Origin of the sequence: Ideonella flava (assembly GCF_051857595.1) — a bacterium.
Lineage (GTDB): Bacteria > Pseudomonadota > Gammaproteobacteria > Burkholderiales > Burkholderiaceae_C > Ideonella.
The window spans coordinates 288,748-305,786 of the sequence record NZ_JBPZHD010000001.1 but is presented as its reverse complement, the minus strand read 5'-3'; the positions used below and the strand labels follow the sequence as shown (position 1 = coordinate 305,786).

General features: G+C 68.6%; 16 protein-coding genes and 1 tRNA gene. 8 read left to right on the top strand and 9 right to left on the bottom strand.

Annotation, left to right across the window (positions count from 1 at the left end):
• Window positions 1-107: 107 nt before the first annotated feature.
• Complete coding sequence (locus ACS5PM_RS01425) at window positions 108-1,289, bottom strand: CaiB/BaiF CoA transferase family protein (RefSeq protein WP_439384656.1); 1,182 nt, start codon at window positions 1,287-1,289, stop codon at window positions 108-110.
• Window positions 1,290-1,291: 2 nt separating this feature from the next.
• Complete coding sequence (locus ACS5PM_RS01420) at window positions 1,292-2,470, bottom strand: acyl-CoA dehydrogenase (RefSeq protein WP_439384654.1); 1,179 nt, start codon at window positions 2,468-2,470, stop codon at window positions 1,292-1,294.
• A gap of 100 nt (window positions 2,471-2,570) precedes the next feature.
• Between ACS5PM_RS01420 and ACS5PM_RS01415 the strand changes: the two genes are divergently transcribed.
• Window positions 2,571-3,485, top strand: a complete 915-nt coding sequence (locus ACS5PM_RS01415) for a LysR family transcriptional regulator (protein WP_439384652.1) — start codon at window positions 2,571-2,573, stop codon at window positions 3,483-3,485.
• Window positions 3,486-3,749: 264 nt separating this feature from the next.
• On the opposite strand, the gene ACS5PM_RS01410 is transcribed toward ACS5PM_RS01415, so the two are convergent.
• Window positions 3,750-4,781, bottom strand: coding sequence for a CDP-6-deoxy-delta-3,4-glucoseen reductase (locus ACS5PM_RS01410; RefSeq protein ID WP_439384650.1), 1,032 nt, complete (start codon window positions 4,779-4,781; stop codon window positions 3,750-3,752).
• Between the two features lie 96 nt (window positions 4,782-4,877).
• Here ACS5PM_RS01410 and ACS5PM_RS01405 point away from each other — a divergent pair, with 96 nt between their 5' ends.
• Complete coding sequence (locus tag ACS5PM_RS01405; RefSeq protein ID WP_439384647.1) at window positions 4,878-5,771, top strand: SDR family oxidoreductase; 894 nt, start codon at window positions 4,878-4,880, stop codon at window positions 5,769-5,771.
• Window positions 5,772-5,787: 16 nt separating this feature from the next.
• On the opposite strand, the gene ACS5PM_RS01400 is transcribed toward ACS5PM_RS01405, so the two are convergent.
• Window positions 5,788-6,804 carry a S1C family serine protease gene (locus ACS5PM_RS01400; RefSeq protein ID WP_439384645.1) on the bottom strand — a complete coding sequence of 339 codons (1,017 nt, stop codon included), beginning with the start codon at window positions 6,802-6,804 and terminating at the stop codon, window positions 5,788-5,790.
• A gap of 160 nt (window positions 6,805-6,964) precedes the next feature.
• Here ACS5PM_RS01400 and ACS5PM_RS01395 point away from each other — a divergent pair, with 160 nt between their 5' ends.
• From ACS5PM_RS01395 to ACS5PM_RS01385, 3 genes are read left to right on the top strand one after another with little or no spacing between them, the layout of a single operon-like run.
• A complete protein-coding gene (locus ACS5PM_RS01395; protein ID WP_439384643.1) occupies window positions 6,965-7,507 on the top strand; it encodes a hypothetical protein in 543 nt (180 codons plus the stop codon).
• Window positions 7,504-8,418: a tetratricopeptide repeat protein gene (locus ACS5PM_RS01390; RefSeq protein WP_439384641.1), complete on the top strand. Its 915-nt coding sequence runs from the start codon at window positions 7,504-7,506 to the stop codon at window positions 8,416-8,418. The genes ACS5PM_RS01395 and ACS5PM_RS01390 overlap by 4 nt, the downstream gene beginning before the upstream one ends.
• 1 nt (window position 8,419) lies before the next feature.
• Window positions 8,420-9,655 carry an AAA family ATPase gene (locus ACS5PM_RS01385; RefSeq protein ID WP_439384639.1) on the top strand — a complete coding sequence of 412 codons (1,236 nt, stop codon included), beginning with the start codon at window positions 8,420-8,422 and terminating at the stop codon, window positions 9,653-9,655.
• 3 nt (window positions 9,656-9,658) lie between these two features.
• Here the strand turns inward: ACS5PM_RS01385 and ACS5PM_RS01380 are convergent, their stop codons facing one another.
• The 3 genes from ACS5PM_RS01380 to ACS5PM_RS01370 all read right to left on the bottom strand — a co-directional run bounded on the left by ACS5PM_RS01380 (window position 9,659) and on the right by ACS5PM_RS01370 (window position 11,058).
• Window positions 9,659-10,294 (bottom strand): rhomboid family intramembrane serine protease, encoded by a 636-nt coding sequence (locus ACS5PM_RS01380; RefSeq protein WP_439384636.1) that lies wholly within the window; start codon window positions 10,292-10,294, stop codon window positions 9,659-9,661.
• Between the two features lie 48 nt (window positions 10,295-10,342).
• Window positions 10,343-10,927 carry a rhomboid family intramembrane serine protease gene (locus ACS5PM_RS01375; protein WP_439384634.1) on the bottom strand — a complete coding sequence of 195 codons (585 nt, stop codon included), beginning with the start codon at window positions 10,925-10,927 and terminating at the stop codon, window positions 10,343-10,345.
• Window positions 10,928-10,973: 46 nt separating this feature from the next.
• Window positions 10,974-11,058: transfer RNA gene (locus ACS5PM_RS01370), tRNA-Leu, on the bottom strand.
• A 145-nt stretch (window positions 11,059-11,203) separates the two neighbouring features.
• Between ACS5PM_RS01370 and cysM the strand changes: the two genes are divergently transcribed.
• From cysM to ACS5PM_RS01355, 3 genes are all read left to right on the top strand, one after another.
• Window positions 11,204-12,109 (top strand): cysteine synthase CysM, encoded by a 906-nt coding sequence (cysM, locus tag ACS5PM_RS01365; protein ID WP_439384632.1) that lies wholly within the window; start codon window positions 11,204-11,206, stop codon window positions 12,107-12,109.
• A 67-nt stretch (window positions 12,110-12,176) separates the two neighbouring features.
• A complete protein-coding gene (locus ACS5PM_RS01360) occupies window positions 12,177-12,746 on the top strand; it encodes an NUDIX domain-containing protein (RefSeq protein WP_439384630.1) in 570 nt (189 codons plus the stop codon).
• 10 nt (window positions 12,747-12,756) lie between these two features.
• Window positions 12,757-12,984: a sulfurtransferase TusA family protein gene (locus ACS5PM_RS01355; RefSeq protein ID WP_439384628.1), complete on the top strand. Its 228-nt coding sequence runs from the start codon at window positions 12,757-12,759 to the stop codon at window positions 12,982-12,984.
• A gap of 133 nt (window positions 12,985-13,117) precedes the next feature.
• Here the strand turns inward: ACS5PM_RS01355 and galU are convergent, their stop codons facing one another.
• Together galU and ACS5PM_RS01345 are read right to left on the bottom strand one after the other, a co-directional pair.
• Entirely contained in the window at window positions 13,118-13,993 is an 876-nt protein-coding gene (gene galU / locus ACS5PM_RS01350; protein WP_439384626.1) for a UTP--glucose-1-phosphate uridylyltransferase GalU, read from the bottom strand.
• A gap of 67 nt (window positions 13,994-14,060) precedes the next feature.
• Window positions 14,061-16,904, bottom strand: coding sequence for a valine--tRNA ligase (locus ACS5PM_RS01345; protein ID WP_439384624.1), 2,844 nt, complete (start codon window positions 16,902-16,904; stop codon window positions 14,061-14,063).
• Window positions 16,905-17,039: the final 135 nt, after the last annotated feature.

Here is a 17,039-nt window from a genome sequence, read left to right as displayed (position 1 = left end):
ACCACTTGGATGGGATGCCGCCTCGACCGCTCAGGGCCGGCGACCACCATCGCAAATTCTGGTCCCCGCAGGCTGGAACGACAAGCTCGGCCTGAAGGGCCTGGCTGTCAGCGCAACCAGTCGGCCAGGACCTGCGCGGTGTGCTCGCCGAGCGAAGGCGGAGCCGTGCGGTAGGTCACCGGCGAGGCGGACAGCCGTATGGGGTTGGCCACCAGCGGCACCTCGCCGAACGTCGGATGCGGCAGCGCGATCTTCATCTGCCGCGACTGCACCTGCGGGTCCGCGAAGACCTGGTCCAGCCGGTTGATGGGGCCGCAGGGCACGGCCTCGGCCTCCAGCGCGGCGATCCACCCGGCGGTCGTGCGCATCACCGTCGCCTGGCGAAGCAGCGGGATCAGCACGGCGCGATTCGCCACCCGCGCCGGATTGGTCGAGAAGCGTTCGTCGACGGCCCATTCGGCGTGGCCGGCGATGCTGCAAAAACGCGCGAACTGTCCGTCGTTGCCGATCGCCAGGATCATGTCGCCGTCAGCGGTGGGGAAGTCCTGGTAGGGGACGATGTTGGGATGGGCGTTGCCCAGTCGCCGCGGAGCCTCGCCGCTGCTGAGGTAGTTGGCCGCCTGGTTGGCCAGGGTCGCGACCTGCACGTCCAGCAGGGCGAGATCGATGTGCTGGCCCTCGCCGCTGCGCTCGCGATGGCTCAGCGCTGCCAGCACGGCGATCGTGGCGTACAGGCCGGTCATGATGTCGACCACCGCCACCCCGACCTTTTGTGGGCCGGCGCCTTCTTCGCCTTCGGCGCGCCCGGTCAGGCTCATCAGGCCGCCCATGCCCTGGATCAGGAAGTCGTAGCCCGCACGCGGCGCGTACGGGCCGGTCTGCCCGAAGCCGGTGATCGAGCAGTAGACCAGCCTGGGGTTCACGGCCTGGAGGCTCGGATAGTCGAGCCCGTAGGCCTCGAGGCCGCCGACCTTGAAGTTCTCCAGCACCACGTCGGCCCTGGCGGCCAGGGCGCGCACCTGGGCCTGGCCTTCGGGCGTCGCCAGGTCGATGGCGACGGAGCGCTTGTTGCGGTTGGCGCACTGGAAGTAGGCGGCCTGCCGCTCGTCCGAGTCGGGTGCCTCCACCCACGGAGGCCCCCAGGTGCGCGTGTCGTCTCCCGCGCCGGGGCGCTCCACCTTGACGACGTCGGCCCCGAGATCTCCCAGCAACTGGCCCGCCCACGGACCCGCGAGGACGCGGGAGAGATCCAGGACCTTCAGGCCCTGCAGCGCGCCGCCCGCCAACATGGTCAGAAGGCCGGGATGCCGGTCATGGCACGGCCGAGGATCAACGCATGCACGTCGTGCGTCCCCTCGTAGGTGTTGACCACCTCCAGGTTGACCAGGTGCCGCGCGATGCCGAACTCGTCGGAGATGCCGTTGCCGCCGAGCATGTCCCGCGCGACACGGGCGATGTCGAGCGACTTGCCGCAGGAGTTGCGCTTCATGATCGACGTGATCTCGACCGCCGCGGTGCCTTCGTCCTTCATGCGTCCCAGGCGCAGGCAGCCTTGCAGGCCCAGCGTGATCTCGGTCTGCATGTCGGCGAGCTTCTTCTGCACCAGCTGGTTGGCGGCCAGCGGCTTGCCGAACTGCTTGCGGTCCAGCGTGTACTGCAGGGCGGTGTGCCAGCAGAACTCGGCCGCGCCCAGCGCGCCCCAGGCGATGCCGTAGCGCGCGCTGTTCAGGCAGGTGAAGGGGCCCTTGAGGCCGCGCACCTCGGGGAAGGCGTTCTCCTCGGGGCAGAAGACCTCGTCCATCACGATCTCGCCGGTGATGGAGGCCCGCAGGCCCACCTTGCCGTGGATGGCCGGAGCGCTGAGACCCTTGAAGCCCTTCTCGAGGACGAACCCGCGGATCTGGCCTTCGTCGTCCTTGGCCCAGACGACGAAGACATCGGCGATGGGGCTGTTGGTGATCCACATCTTGGCGCCGCTGAGGCTGTAGCCGCCCGGCACCTTGCGGGCGCGCGTGACCATGCTTCCCGGGTCCGACCCGTGGTTGGGCTCGGTCAGGCCGAAGCAGCCTATCCACTCGCCGGTCGCCAGCTTCGGCAGGTACTTCTGCTTCTGCGCCTCGGTGCCGAACTCGTTGATCGGCACCATCACCAGCGAGGACTGCACGCTCATCATCGAACGGTAGCCGGAGTCGACGCGCTCGACCTCCCTCGCCACCAGGCCGTAGCAGACGTAGTTCAGGCCGGCACCGCCGTAGACCTCGGGGATGGTCGGGCCCAGCAGGCCCAGCTCGCCCATCTCCCGGAAGATCGCCGGGTCGGTCTTCTCGTGGCGGAAGGCCTCCAGCACGCGCGGCATCAGCCTGTCCTGGGAGTAGGCGCGGGCGGCATCACGCACCTGGCGCTCGTCGTCGGTGAGCTGCTGGTCCAGCAGCAGCGGGTCATCCCAGTGGAAGGCGGCGCGGTGGGCCATGGCGAAGTCTCCAATTGTTCCGGCCTGGAATCATAGAATCGACTTTCAGGCCGATCAAACGTATTTTTCGCACTCATCTGTGCGATTCAAGAACTCCGGGATGAGACGCAAGCTGCCTTCCACTGCCGCCCTGGCCGCCTTCGAGGCGGCCGCGCGGCACCAGAGCTTCACCAAGGCGGCCGCCGAACTGGCGGTCACGCAGAGCGCGGTGTGCCGGCAGATCGCCTCGCTCGAATCCTTCCTCGGCGTGTCGCTGTTCCGCCGCGGCCAGCGTGGAGTGGGCCTGACCGAGGCCGGCCAACGCTACGCGCGCAGCGTGGCGGCGCGGCTCGACGAGGTCGAGCGGGACACGCTCGACCTGATGGCCCAGGCCGGCCAGGGCGGGCAGGGCGGCTCGCTGGAGCTGGCGGTGGTGCCCACCTTCGCGACCCAATGGCTGCTGCCTCGCCTGGGCCGCTTCCACGCCCTGCATCCGGGCATCACCGTGCACTTCAGCTCGCGAACCCGCCCCTTCCTGTTCGCCGACACCGAGCTCGACGCGGCCATCCACCCCGGCGTCGGACTGTGGCCGGGGACGGAGGGGCGGCTGCTGATGCCCGAGCCGATGATCACCGTGGCCAGTCCATCGTTGGCGGCCAGCCGCCCGCACTGGTCGCCCGCCGACCTGGCGAAGCTGCCGCTGCTGCAGGCGAGCACGCGCCCCTATGCCTGGCGCCACTGGTTCGAATCGCTCGGCCTGACGGTCGAGAACGACATGGCCGGCCCTCGGCTGGAGCTGTTCTCCATGCTGAGCGAAGCCGCGGCACAGGGGCTGGGCGTGGCCCTGGTGCCTCGCATGCTGGTGGACAACGAACTGGCCAGCGGGCGGCTCGTGCAATTGCTGCCTCAGGAACTCCTCAGCGATCGCTGCTACTACCTGATCTACCCCGAGCACAAGGCCGCGTCGCCCGTGCTCGCCACCTTTGCCGCCTGGCTGGACGAAGAGGCCGCCCGCTACCGAGCCGAGGTCGGTTGATGCCGGCGCGCAGCGCCGCTTCCTCCACGCGCGCCCGGATCCGCCTCTTCCGGTCTGTCGTGGAACCCCCTGGGCGGCTCCGGCAGTAGCTGCCCCCGAGCGAAGCGCAGCGCCGCTCCCTACCGGGGCGTGCGCGGATCCGGCTCTGCCGGTCCGCTGCGCGAGCCCCCTTTGGGGGCAGCCCCCGGAGGGGGCGTGGGGGCCTCGTCCCATCCGCTGCGCGAGCCCCCTCGGGGGGCAGGCCCCGGAAGGGGCCGTGGGGGCCTAATGCTTATCGGCCTCGGAGGTAAAGCTGTCGGCGTAGAACTCGTCTTCCGGCAGTCCGCACTGGGCCACAAAGTCCCGGTGGGCCGACTCCACCATGATCGGCACGCCGCAGGCGTAGACCTGGTGGCCCGACAGGTCGGGCAGGTCGTCCATCACCGCGCGATGGACGAAGCCGGTCCGGCCTCCCCACTGGTCCTGCGGCAGGGGTTCGGAGAGGACGGGAACGTAGCGCAGGCTCGGCAGGCGCGCGGCGGCGGAGACGGCCCAGTCGTTCAGGTAGAGATCGGCCCTCGATCGCGCGCCCCAGTAAAGCACCATCGGTCGCGTGCTGCCCAGCTCCTCCAGGCGCTCGATGAGTGCCTTGATGGGCGCGAAGCCGGTGCCCGAGGCGAGCAGCACCATCGGCTTGTCGGAATCCTCGCGCAGGAAGAAGCTGCCGAACGGCCCCTCCATGCGGACGATGTCCTTCTCCTTCATCGCGCCGAACACATGGTCGGTGAACTTGCCGCCCGGCATGTGCCGGATGTGCAGCTCGATCGAAGGCGGCGTGCCGAGGTTGTGCGGCGCATTCGCCATCGAGTAGCTGCGGCGTGCGCCGTCGCGCAGGATGAATTCGATGTACTGGCCGGCGTGGAACTGGAAGTTCTGGTTGGCCGGCAGCTGGATGCGCAACACCGCCACGTCGCTCGCCACGCGCTGGATGGCGAGGACCCGGCCCGGCATCTTGAGGATGGGAAACTCGCCCGCCCCCGGCACCGTGCGAGCCTCGACCAGGCAATCGGTCTGGGGCGTGGCGCAGCAGGTGAGGATCAGCCCGGCCGCCTCTTCCGCCTCCGACAGGGCCTTGGACTGGTGCGCTCCGTGGATCACGCGGCCTTCGAGCAGCCGGCTCTTGCAGGTCCCGCAGGCTCCATCCTTGCAACCGTAGGGCAGCCCTATGCCCTGGCGGATGGCGGCGACGAGAATGGGCTCGTCGCGGGTGACATCGAATGTTCGTTGGGAAGGCGTGAGCGTGACGGTGAAGGTCATGATGGAGCGAAACGAGCCAGCCCGGCGCCCTAGACTTCCGCGGCGACCGGCCCGTCATTGTGCCCGCGCGACCGTCACCGCCCGCCCATCGCAGGAATGCCCAGACCACTGCCCCCCGTGCATCGCCGCCCCGTCCTGCTGATCGTCGGCTGCGGGGATGTCGGCCTGCGCGTGCTTCGCCTGCTGCAGGGCCGCTGGCGCGTGCTGGCGCTGACGAGCTCGGCCGACCGGGCGCCCGAGTTGCGCGCGGCGGGCGCCGTCCCCATCGTGGGCAACCTGGACGTGCCGGCCACGCTGGACAGGCTCGCCGGGCTGGCCGATGCCGTGCTGCATCTGGCACCTCCGCCGGCCACCGGCACCACCGATCCCCGAACAGCCCATCTCGTGAATGCGCTGGCGCGTCGCTCGCCACCGCGTCACATCGTCTACGCCAGCACGACCGGGGTGTACGGCGATTGCGGTGGCGCCTGGCTGGACGAGACGCGCCGGTGTGCTCCGGCCACGCCGCGCGCGCAGAGGCGGGTGGATGCGGAGGCCCGGCTGCGTTGGGCGGGCCGCGCCTTCGGATGGCGTGTCAGCGTGCTGCGCATTCCGGGCATCTACGCCCTGGACCGCGAAGGCGGCGATCCGCGCGAGCGCGTGCGGCGTGGCGCACCGGTGCTGAACGATGACGAAGACGTTTACACCAACCACATCCACGCGGACGACCTCGCGCGGGCCTGCCGGGCCGCCTTGATGCGGGGAGCGCCGCAACGCATCTACCACGCCTGCGACGACGGGGCGCTGAAGACGGGCGCGCATTTCGACCTGGTGGCGGATCGCAGCGGCCTGCCCCGTCCGCCGCGGATCAGCCGCGCCGAGGCGCAGGCCTGCATGACCCCGGTCCAGCTGAGCTTCCTGTCGGAGTCGCGGCGCCTGTCCAATCGCCGGCTGAAGCAGGAGCTGCGCGTGAAGCTGCGATACCCGACGATCTCGTCCGCACTGGGCTGACCGGCACCGGGCGCCGTCAGGTTCCCAGGGGCTGCTTGAGCGTGCTCTGCCGGTCCACGGTGTGCAACGGAACCTGCATCGGCCGGCCTTCTCGCTGGATGTCGAGCGACACGTCCCGCTCGGCGGCGCCGCCGGTCCACAGCCGCTGCCAAAGCGTGTCAAGCGTGTCGACGGCCTGGCCATCGATGCGCACGATGCGGTCGCCCGGTTGCAGGCCCGCGGCCTCGGCCGGACTCGGCGAGTTGACACGCAGCACGCGCACCTCGCCATCGATCTCGATGCAATTCACGCCCATCCAGGCCCGCTGGCTCTGCGCGGAGCGCCCCTGGGCCAGCATCTCGTTCAGGATGGGCTTGAGCAGGTCGACCGGCACGAACATGTTGCCGTGCATCGGCGGCTGGCCCGGCCCCAGAGCGTCGCCCACGAACAGCGATCCGACCCCCAGCAACTCGCCCCGCAGGTTGAACAGCGCGGCGCCGCTGTGGTCCATGCGCGCCGGCACGGTGAACAGGGCGTGGTCGAGGTGGTATTCCCAGTAGCCCGAGAAGGCCCGTTGCGACACCCGGCGGGCCATGCTGATGCCGGCATCCTCGCCGCCGGAGATGATGAGCAGCGTATCGTCGTCGCCGATGGCCGCCGGGTCGCCCATCGGGGCGGCCGGCACGGGCAGGGGGATGAGGGCCTTGACCAGGCCGAAGCCTGTGGCCACGTCGTAGCCCACCACCCGGGCCGGGATGCGGCGGCCCTGGTCCGTCATCAGCTGCACCTGGTCCGCCTCGAGGATCAGGTAGCCGATGGTCAGCACGAGGCCGTCCGGTCCGATGACGACGCCCGAACCCTTTCGCACGGGGCCGAGCGTGGCGCTGGAACTGGCGTTATCGACCGCCACGCTGATCACGCCGACCACCGCGTCGCTGGCGCGGCTGATGCCTTCGGTGGAAAGCGCTTCCTCCGCCGACGCCGCAGGCATCGCCAGCGATGTCAGGACCACGGCCCAGAAGACCCGAACGATGAAGCGATATGCGCGACCCATGGCACACCTCCGCGCTCAACGGCCATGCCGAGACGCCAGCATGCGCCGCAAGGCCCGCCTACCTGCGCGGCAGGGCCTTGTCTGCCGAGCTCGGGGCAACCGGCGTGCGCGGCCTGGGCGACGAGGAGCGGCGCCTACAATCCGGACGGAGAGGGAGAAGATGTTTCGAAACGACAACCGCGAAGCCGCGGAGCCCGAAGGCGCCGGCGCGTTGCCTGCCGGCGGCTGGCTGCTTCAACCGAGCCTCAGCGGCACGGGCAGCGCTCCGCCTGCCGCTCCCTACAGCTCGACCACCAGCTTTGCCTGCGCCTTCCTCGCCGGACCCGTCGGCGTGCTCGCGATCGGAGCGCTGAACATCCACCGTTGCCGTCGCTGGCGAAAGGACGCGGTGTTTCTTGCGCTGCTGGTCATCGCGACGCTGGTCTGGCTTTTCGTCCTGCCGCTGTGGGAAGGCTACGACGCCATGCGGGCGGCAACCGCCCAGGCCCTGGGGCCCGGCGCATGGCGATATGCGAATCGCGCCTTCGCGCTGGCGCTGTTCGGCCTGCTCCATTGGCGCCACCGGGAGCTGGACCGTGCGGCCAGCCTGATGGGCTTGAAACGGCCGAACGGCTGGATCGCCGGTCTCGCCGTCATCCTTGTTGCGAATGCCTTGCCGTTTGCCATCGCCTACGCCCTCACCCTGTCCAGCCCTTCGTCATGAACACCCAGGATCCTGCCTTCGGCCACCCCGACCCCGACACGGCATCGCAGGCTCTGGCCCGACGCCATGCCATCGACGAGCTGCTCGACAGGCGTCGCACGGCAGCAGCCCGGCCGCTCCTGGCCGCGGCATTGCGGGACGACCCATATGACGCCGAGCTGCTGTACCTGGCCGCGCGCGCCGACTGGATCGATGACGCCAACGCCTCGGCACGAGAGCACCTGACGCAGCTGCTGCAGCGCGAGCCCCACCACACGCCGGCTCGCGCCCTGCTCGCGATGGTCCTCACCGAGGAGAACCAGCTTCCCCAGGCGGAAGAGATCGTCCTTTCGCTGCTGCGCGAGCACCCCCGCTGGCCGCATCTTTACGTTCTGTACGCCCGGGTGATGCTGCATGCCTTGAACATCGACAAGGCGAGCGCTCTCGCCTCGGAGGCGTTGCGCATCGCGCCCGACGACGCGGATGCCCTTCGGCTGCAAGCGCTGTGCGATCTGGTCCGGGGCAGTCGCGGCGCACAGGGACCTGCGCTGCAACGCTTGCTGGCCGGACATCCCGAAGACCAGGCGACCATCGCCATGCTGGCTGCGGCGCTCGTCACGGCGGGTCGTCACCGGGCGGCCTTGCGCTGCTACAGGGAGCTGCTGCAAGCCGATCCGACCAACCCGCACTGGCTGCGCCTGACCAAGGAGCTGACGGCTGCCACCCACTGGTCGTTGCTGCCCTTATGGCCGTTTCAGCGCTACGGATGGGCTGGCTCGATCGCGCTTTGGATAGGCGGCATCATCGGCGTGCGCCTGCTCGCGGTGCATGCGCCGGCCTGGGCCGGCCCCGTCAGCTGGGCCCTGTTCGGGTACGTCGCCTATTCCTGGATCTGGCCGCCGTTGCTGAGAAAGTGGATTCTGCGGAACTGAGATGAGTGACGACACTTCGCGACAAGACCTGGAGCGGCGCCTTTTGCAGGAGCCTTTCGACAACGAACTGCGGCTGCAGTATGCGCAAGCACTGATGGAGGAAGGTGAGGCCGACCAGGCGTGCGTCCAGGCCCGGCTGGTGGCGCAGCAGGCCCCTTCGGCCAAGGCGCAGGTGCTGCTGGCGCGCTGTCACCTGGCGCAGGACGACAAGGCGGCTGCCGTCAGCGCGTATGCGCGTGGGCGCCAGCTGCCGGATTTCGAGGCAGACGCCGCGCTGGAATCGCTGTGGGCCGCCGCCCAACCCGGTCGAGCCACGCGGCTCCACGTCGTGGAAGGGGGCGCCGCCAGCGTCGTGTCCATGCAGACGGTGCGGGAGGAGAAGGTCCGCTTCTCCAGCATCATCGGCATGGAGGACCTCAAGAAGTCCATCCGGCTGAAGATCATCGAGCCGTTCCTGAACCCCGGGTTGTTTGCGCGCTTCCGTTCGAACGCCGGTGGAGGCATCCTTCTCTACGGCCCGCCCGGCTGCGGCAAGACCATGCTGGCCCGCGCGGTCGCCAACGAATGCGGCGCCGGCTTCGTGTCGGTCGGCATTTCGGACGTCCTGAACATGTGGCTCGGCGAAAGCGAGCGCAACCTGGCGGCGATGTTCGACAAGGCCCGCAGCCAGAAGCCCTGCGTGCTGTTCTTCGACGAACTGGACGCGCTGGCCTATTCGCGCTCCAAGGCCGGCAGCTCGAGCGCGCGCGCGGTGGTCAACGAATTCCTGGCCCAGCTCGATGGATTGGGCAAGGACAACCAGGGGGTGCTGGTGCTCGCGGCGACCAACATGCCGTGGGATGTCGATCCGGCCATGAAGCGGCCCGGCCGCCTGGCTCGCCAGATCTTCGTGCCGCCGCCCGACGCTGCGGCGCGCGAGGCGATGCTGCAGGCCAAGCTGGTCGGCGTGCCGTCGGATTCGCTGGACTTCGCGGCCCTGGCAGCCAGGACCGCCCACTGGTCCGGGGCCGATCTGGACGGCTTGATCGATCAGGCGAAGGAGGCCGTTCTCGGCGAGGTGCTGACGACCGGATCGGAACGCCCGCTGAGGCAGTCCGACTTCGAGCAGGCCCTCGACGGCGCCGACCCTTCCACCCTCGAGTGGTTGAGGACCGTGCGCAACGTCGTGAAGTACGCGGGCCAGGACGGCACCTACCGCGAGGTCGAGAAGTACCTCAAGGCCACGCGGCTGATCTGAAGGTCATGGGGTCTCGGCCGGCGTGTCGGGGGACGGCGGCGGGTCCGGAGCGCGTCCCGGGCTGAAGAGCAGGCCACCCAGCATGCCCCCCAGATGGGCGAAGTGAGCGCTGTTGCCGAACAGGGCCGTCATGGCGCGCCACCAGTCCCATCCCAAAGGCAGGGCGGCGCACAGCTCCACCAGGGCGAACGCCAGCGCGGCGGTGCGGGCCTTGACGGGCACGGGCAGCGGCAGGATGAGCAGCCTCGAGTCGGGAAAGGCGCGGGCGAAGGCCACCAGCAGGCCGAAGATGCCGCCCGAGGCGCCGACGATCGGCTGGGCCTGGCCCAGCCAGCGCGACATCGATTGCTGGACAACGCCGGCGATGAGGATGCTGGCCAGATAGAGGATCAGTGTCCTGCGCCAGCCGAAGACTCTCTCCAGCCAGGAACCGAACACCCACAGGCCGAGCAGGTTCAGCACCAGATGCGGCACCGAGCCATGCTGGAAGGCGTAGGTGAGAAGCTGCCAGGGGCGAAAGCGCGGCGAATCGAAGGGCCACAGGGCCAGCCGGGTGGGCGAAAGATCCGCCATGAAGGCCGAGTCGCGGCCGCCGCTGCCGGCGCTCGCTGCGACGAACAGCAGGATGCAGGAGGTCATCAGCACCCACGTCAAAACCGGCCGCTTTGACATGGTGCGCGGCAGGCGCTATCGGCGCGAGCGCGAACTGCTCCGGCCGCGCCGGCGCCAGTAGCGGATGTGCAGCCAGGCCCCCAGGACGCCGCCGAGGATCGACAACTCCACGACGTTGCGCTCGATGCCCAGCGTGGTGACCAGCACGATCGCGCCAAACACGATGAGGAAGGTCCGCATCTTCATGGGAATCGGCGGGAACAGCGGCATGATCGTCCGATCGGGAAACAGCATCCCGGTGGCGAACAGCAGGCCGAAGAAGGCAGCGGAGGCTCCCGTGCTGGTGCTGTAGTAGCTGCCCGTCGCCCACATGAGGGCCAGGGCCAGGGCGGCGGCCGTGAGGACGCACACCAGCAGGAACTGGCCGAAGCGCTTCCAGCCCCAGAGTCGCTCCAGGTCGGCGCCGAACATCCACAGGCCCAGCATGTTGAAGAACAGCTCCATCACCGAACGGTGCAGCAGGGCGTAGGTCACCGGCTGCCAGGGCATGAAGCCCGACTGCAGGGGATGCAGTGCCAGCCACGGGCCGATGGGCGCCAGCCAGGTCAGGCAGAACACCGCCGTGCAGATCAGCATCAGCGCCTTGGTGACGGGTGGCATCGGCGGCATGGTGCGTCGCGGCAGGTGTGGGGAGGCTGCAGGTCACTGGTGCCCGGGGCCGGACTCGAACCGGCACACCTTGCGGCGGGGGATTTTGAATCCCCTGCGTCTACCGATTTCGCCACCCGGGCCAGTGTGTGTGCTCTGTGGTCATGCGCGCCGGGCAGCTGGCAGCAGGCTGCGTCCCGGGGCATGTCGGGCGCGGATTATGGCATGCGCCTTCGCGGCGGAATCGGCCTGCACCCATAATGACGAGCCGCTGTTGCCTGCCCTGCCATGCCTGCCTACAAGACGCTCGAAGATGCGATCGGTTCCACTCCTCTGGTTCGTCTGCAGCGCCTGCCGGGGCCGGAGATCGCGTCGCGCAACAACGTCATCCTCGGCAAGCTGGAGGGCAACAATCCGGCCGGCTCGGTGAAGGATCGTCCGGCGATCAGCATGATCCGCAATGCGGAGGCCCGAGGCGAGATCAAGCCGGGCGATACGCTGATCGAAGCGACCTCGGGCAACACCGGCATCGCCCTGGCGATGGCGGCCGCGATCAAGGGCTACCGCATGCTGCTGATCATGCCGGAGGACCTCTCCGTCGAGCGCGCGCAGACCATGAAGGCCTTCGGTGCCGAACTCATCCTGACGCCCAAGTCGGGTGGCATGGAGCTGGCGCGCGATCTGGCCGATCAGATGCAGAAGGACGGCAAGGGCCGCGTCCTCGATCAGTTCGCCAATGAGGACAACCCCCGAATCCATTACGAGACCACCGGCCCGGAGATCTGGGCCGACACGGACGGGCAGGTCACGCACTTCGTGAGCGCGATGGGCACCACCGGCACGATCACCGGCGTCTCGCGATTCCTGAAGGAGAAGAAGCCCTCGGTGCGCATCATCGGCGCGCAGCCGGCCGAGGGCTCGCGCATCCCGGGCATCCGAAAGTGGCCGCAGGCCTACCTGCCCAAGATCTACGACCCGGCGGCGGTGGACGAACTGGTCTACGTGAGCCAGTCCGCCGCCGAGGACATGGCCCGGCGCCTGGCCGCTGAAGAGGGCCTGTTCGGCGGCATCTCCGCTGCGGGCGCCTGCTGGGTGGCGCTTCAGCTGGCCCGGGTGGTCGAGAACGCCACCATCGTCTTCGTCGTCTGCGATCGCGGCGACCGGTACCTGTCGACGGGCGTGTTTCCGGCATGAGCCCCTTCCGGCCCGCCGGGGCTCATTCACTCTTGGCGAGGCCGGCCGCAGGCCGTCGGGTGCCCCGATGACGGTCGAGTATCGCTACTGCCCCCAGTGCGCCAGCGCACTGGCCTGGATAGAGGCCGTCGAGGATGGCGGCGCCAAGAGCCGACTGCGCTGCCCGGCCTGCGGCTTCACCCATTGGAACAACCCCACCCCTGTGCTCGCCGCCGTGGTGGAGTGCACCGACCGCGGCGGCCGGCTGCTGCTGGCGCGCAACGCCGCCTGGAGCGGGCGCATGTTCGCGCTCATCACCGGCTTCATGGAGGCTGGCGAGACGCCGGAGGAGGGCATCGCGCGTGAGGTGAACGAAGAGACATCGCTCGTGGCCGATGCCGTCAGGCTGATCGGGGTGTACGACTTCCAGCGGCTGAACCAGGTGATCATTGCCTACCACGTGCAGGCGCGCGGCGAGATCAGCCTGTCCCCCGAGCTCGCCGAGTACCGCTTGTTCGAACCTGGCGAGACTTTGTGCTGGCCGGCCGGCACCGGCTATGCGCTGGCCGATTGGCTGCGCGGCCGCGGCATAGAGCCGCGCTTCATCGACTGGCCCCGGCGCGACGAAGCGAGCGCTTCGCCGGCCACCTCCTCCTAGAATGATCGGCATGGAAGCACACAAGGAACTCGACACCCGCGGCCTGAACTGCCCGCTGCCGATCCTGAAGGCCAAGAAGGCGCTGGCCGACATGGTCAGCGGCCAGGTGTTGAAAGTGGTGTCGACGGATCCCGGTTCGATGCGTGACTTCCAGGCCTTTGCTCGTCAGACGGGCAACGAACTGCTCGAGCAGCAGACTCAGGCCACCGACTTCATTCACTACCTCCGCAGGCGGTGAACGAGGCCCCCACGCGCCCCCGGGCGCCGCTCCCCGAGGGGCCTCGCGCAACGGACCGGCAGAGCCCAATCCGCGCACGCCACTTGAGGGGGGCGCGCGCGCGTGGCGCCCGAAGGCACGTGGCGGGAGCGGGTCAGAGCTCCAAGGTCTTGAGGTATTCGCGAAAGCCGGCGCCGAGTTCGGGATGTGCCAGGGCCAGCTCGACGTTGGCCTGCAGGAAGCCCTCCTTGCTGCCGCAGTCGTAGCGCTTGCCGTGGTAGCGGTACGCGAAGACCTTCTCGCGCCGCATCAGGTTGGCGATGCCGTCGGTGAGCTGGATCTCGCCACCCACGCCGCGGGGCAACTGGGAGATTTCGCGGAACACGCCCGGCGTCAGGATGTAGCGGCCGGCCACGCCGAGGCGCGAAGGCGCGGATTCGGGGGCCGGCTTCTCCACGATCTGGACCAGGTCCATCATCCGGTCGTCGACCGGGGTGCCGGCGACGATGCCGTAGCGGCGCGTGTGCTCGGCCGCCACTTCCTGCACCGCGATGATGGACGCGTGCCACTCGTCGAACTGCTGCACCATCTGCTTGAGGATGGGCGGGTCGCCGACCATCAGGTCATCGGCCAGCAGCACCGCAAACGGCTCGTTGACGACCACGCACTGCGCGCAGAGCACCGCGTGCCCCAGCCCCAGTGCCTTGGGTTGCCGGATGTAGATGCATTCCATGTCGTCCGGCTTGATGGATCGCACGAGCGCAAGCAGTTCGTGCTTGCCGGAAGCCTCCAGCTCGCTTTCCAGCTCGTAGGCCGTGTCGAAGTGATCCGGGATCGCGCGCTTGTTGCGGCCATTGACGAAGATCATCTGCCGTATGCCGGCCGCATAGGCCTCCTCGACGGCGTACTGGATCAAGGGCTTGTCGACGACGGGAAGCATCTCCTTGGGCTGGGCCTTGGTGGCCGGCAGGAAACGGGTGCCCAGACCGGCGACGGGGAAGATGGCCTTGTTGACTTTCACGCGAAGCATCCCTCTGTGCGGCATGGTTGACTGGACTGGTTGGGTGCGGTGCCACTACCGGCAAGGATTGTGCCGGTCACGCGGGTGGCAAGCGTGACCACTGCTCGCGCAGGCTGACCAGGGTGCGTTCGAAATCGGCCAGGCGCTGGCGCTCCTGCGCCACCACGGCCTCGGGCGCCCGGGCGACGAAGCTTTCGTTGCCGAGCTTGCCTTGCGCCTTGGCGACCTCGCCGTCGAGGCGACTGATTTCCTTGGCCAGGCGCTCGCGCTCGGCAGCGACGTCGATCTCGACCTTCAGCGCCAGGCGAGCGCCGCCCTGCACGGCCACGGGTGCCAGCGCGCTGGCAGCCGCGAACTCCGCCTCGTCCGACAGCAATTGCACTTCGCCCAGCTTGGCCAGCGCCTTCAGCACGGGCGCCGCCGCCGTGAAGAATCCGGTTTCGCCGATCACCACCAGGGGCACACGATCGGCGGGCGACAAGCCCATCTCGCCGCGCAGGCCGCGGCAGGCGCCGACCATGGCCTTCAGCTGGGCCACCCACGCGTCCGCGGCCGAGTCGATCTTGTCCGGCTGCGCCACGGGGTAGGGGGCACTGGCGACCGTGCCGGCATCGCCTTGGGCCTTGCGGCCGGCGACAGGTGCCACCGTGTCCCACAACTCGGCGGTGATGAACGGTGCGATCGGGTGCAGCAGGCGCAGCACCGTTTCCAGCGTGCGGATCAGCGTGCGGCGCGTGGCACGTTGCTCGGCCTCGGTGCCGTTCTGGATCTGCACCTTGGCGATCTCGAGGTACCAATCGCAATACTCGTCCCAGACGAAGGAATAGATGGCATTCGCGACGTTGTCGAGGCGGTAGTCGGCGAAGCCCTGGGCCACGGCCATCTCCACGCGCTGCAGCTCGCCGGCGATCCAGCGGTCGGCCTGCGAGAAACGCATGTAGCCGTGGTACAGGCCACCGGGCTCGCACTCGGCCTTGCCGTGCTCCTTCAGACCGCAGTCCGCACCCTCGCAGTTCATCAGCACGAAGCGCGTCGCGTTCCAGAGCTTGTTGCAGAAGTTGCGGTAGCCCTCGCAGCGCTTGGAGTCGAAGTTGATCGTGCGGCCCAGCGTGGCCATGGCGGCGAAGGTGAAGCGCAATGCGTCGGCGCCGTAGCCCGGGATGCCGCTCGGAAATTCCTTCTCCGTGGCCTTGCGGACCTTGGGCGCCGTCTCGGGCCGCCGCAGGCCGACCACCCGCTTGTCGAGCAGGGTGGGCAGGTCGATGCCATCGATCAGGTCCACCGGGTCGAGCACGTTGCCCTCGGACTTGCTCATCTTGTGGCCGTGGGCGTCCAGCACCAGGCCGTGGATGTACACGTCGCGGAAGGGCACCTGGCCGGTGAAGTGCTTCGTCATCATGATCATCCGGGCGACCCAGAAGAAGATGATGTCGTGGCCGGTGACCAGCACCGACGAGGGCAGGAACAACGATTGCTCGATCGTCTTTTCCGGCCAGCCCAGGGTCGAGAAGGGCACCAGGGCGGAGGAGTACCAGGTGTCCAGCACGTCCGGATCGCGCGTGAGCTCGCCGGTGTAGCCTGCGGCCCTGGCCTTCTCGCGCGCTTCGGCCTCGTCCCGGGCGACGAAGATTTCCCCGCCGCTGCCGTACCAGGCCGGGATCTGGTGGCCCCACCAGAGCTGCCGCGAGATGCACCAGTCCTGGATGTTCTTCATCCATTGGTTGTAGGTGTTGACCCAGTTCTCGGGCACGAACTTCACCTGCCCGGACTCCACCGCCTCGATCGCCTTGCTCGCGATGCTCTGGCCGTCCTGGCCCGGCTTCGTCATCGCGACGTACCACTGGTCGGTCAGCATGGGCTCGATGACCTGGCCCGAGCGCGCGCATCGCGGCACCGTGAGGCGGTGCTTTCTGGTCTCGACCAGCAGGCCCTCGGCATCGAGCTGCTCGACGATCTTCTTGCGGGCGACGTACCTGTCCAGCCCGCGATAGGCCTCGGGCGCCTGGTCGTTGACCTTGGCCTCGAGGGTGAAGATGGTCAACATCGGCAGGCCGTGGCGCAGGCCGACCTGGTAGTCGTTCGGGTCATGCGCCGGAGTGACCTTGACGACGCCGGTGCCGAACTCCTTGTCGACATAGTCGTCGGCGATCACGGGCACCAGCCGGCCCGTGACGGGCAGGCGGACCTGCTGGCCGATCAGGTGGCGGTAGCGCTCGTCTTCAGGGTGCACCATCACGGCGGTGTCGCCCAGCATGGTCTCCGGCCGGGTGGTGGCCACCACTAGCGACTCGGTGCTGCCTTCGATGGGGTAGCGGATGAACCAGAGGTGGCCGTCCACCTCCTCGCTCTCCACCTCGAGATCGGACACGGCGGACATCAGACCCGGGTCCCAGCTGACGAGGCGCTTGCCGCGGTAGATCAGGCCTTCTTCGTACAGGCGGACGAAGGTCTCGGTGACGGTGCCCGAGAGCCTGGCGTCCATCGTGAAGTACTCGTGCTGCCAGCTCACCGAGTCGCCCATGCGCCGCATCTGGCGGGTGATGGTGGCGCCGCTCTGGGCCTTCCACTCCCACACCTTGCCGACGAAGGCCTCGCGGCCGAGGTCGTGCCGGCTGATGCCTTGCTCCTGCAGCTGGCGCTCGACGACGATCTGGGTGGCGATGCCGGCATGGTCGGTGCCGGGTACCCACAGGGTGTTGAAGCCGCGCATGCGGTGGTAGCGTGTCAACGAGTCCATGATGGTCTGGTTGAACGCGTGGCCCATGTGCAGCGTGCCCGTCACATTGGGCGGGGGCAGCTGGATGCTGAACGAGGGCTTGGCCGGATCGAGCGTGGGCTGGTAGATGCCGCTGGCTTCCCACAGCGGTGCCCAGCGGGCTTCGATGGCGGCGGGCTCGAACGATTTGGCGAGTTCTGTCATGGAGGCGGGTGAGCGTCGGGCGCCCGGATTGCTAACAGGTTGACACGTAAAGCTTGTCAACCTGGCGTGAAGACTTTGTGTTGGGCCGATTGTAGGTCGCGGCCCCCCGCGACCTTCTTCAAAGAGGAGACCCCG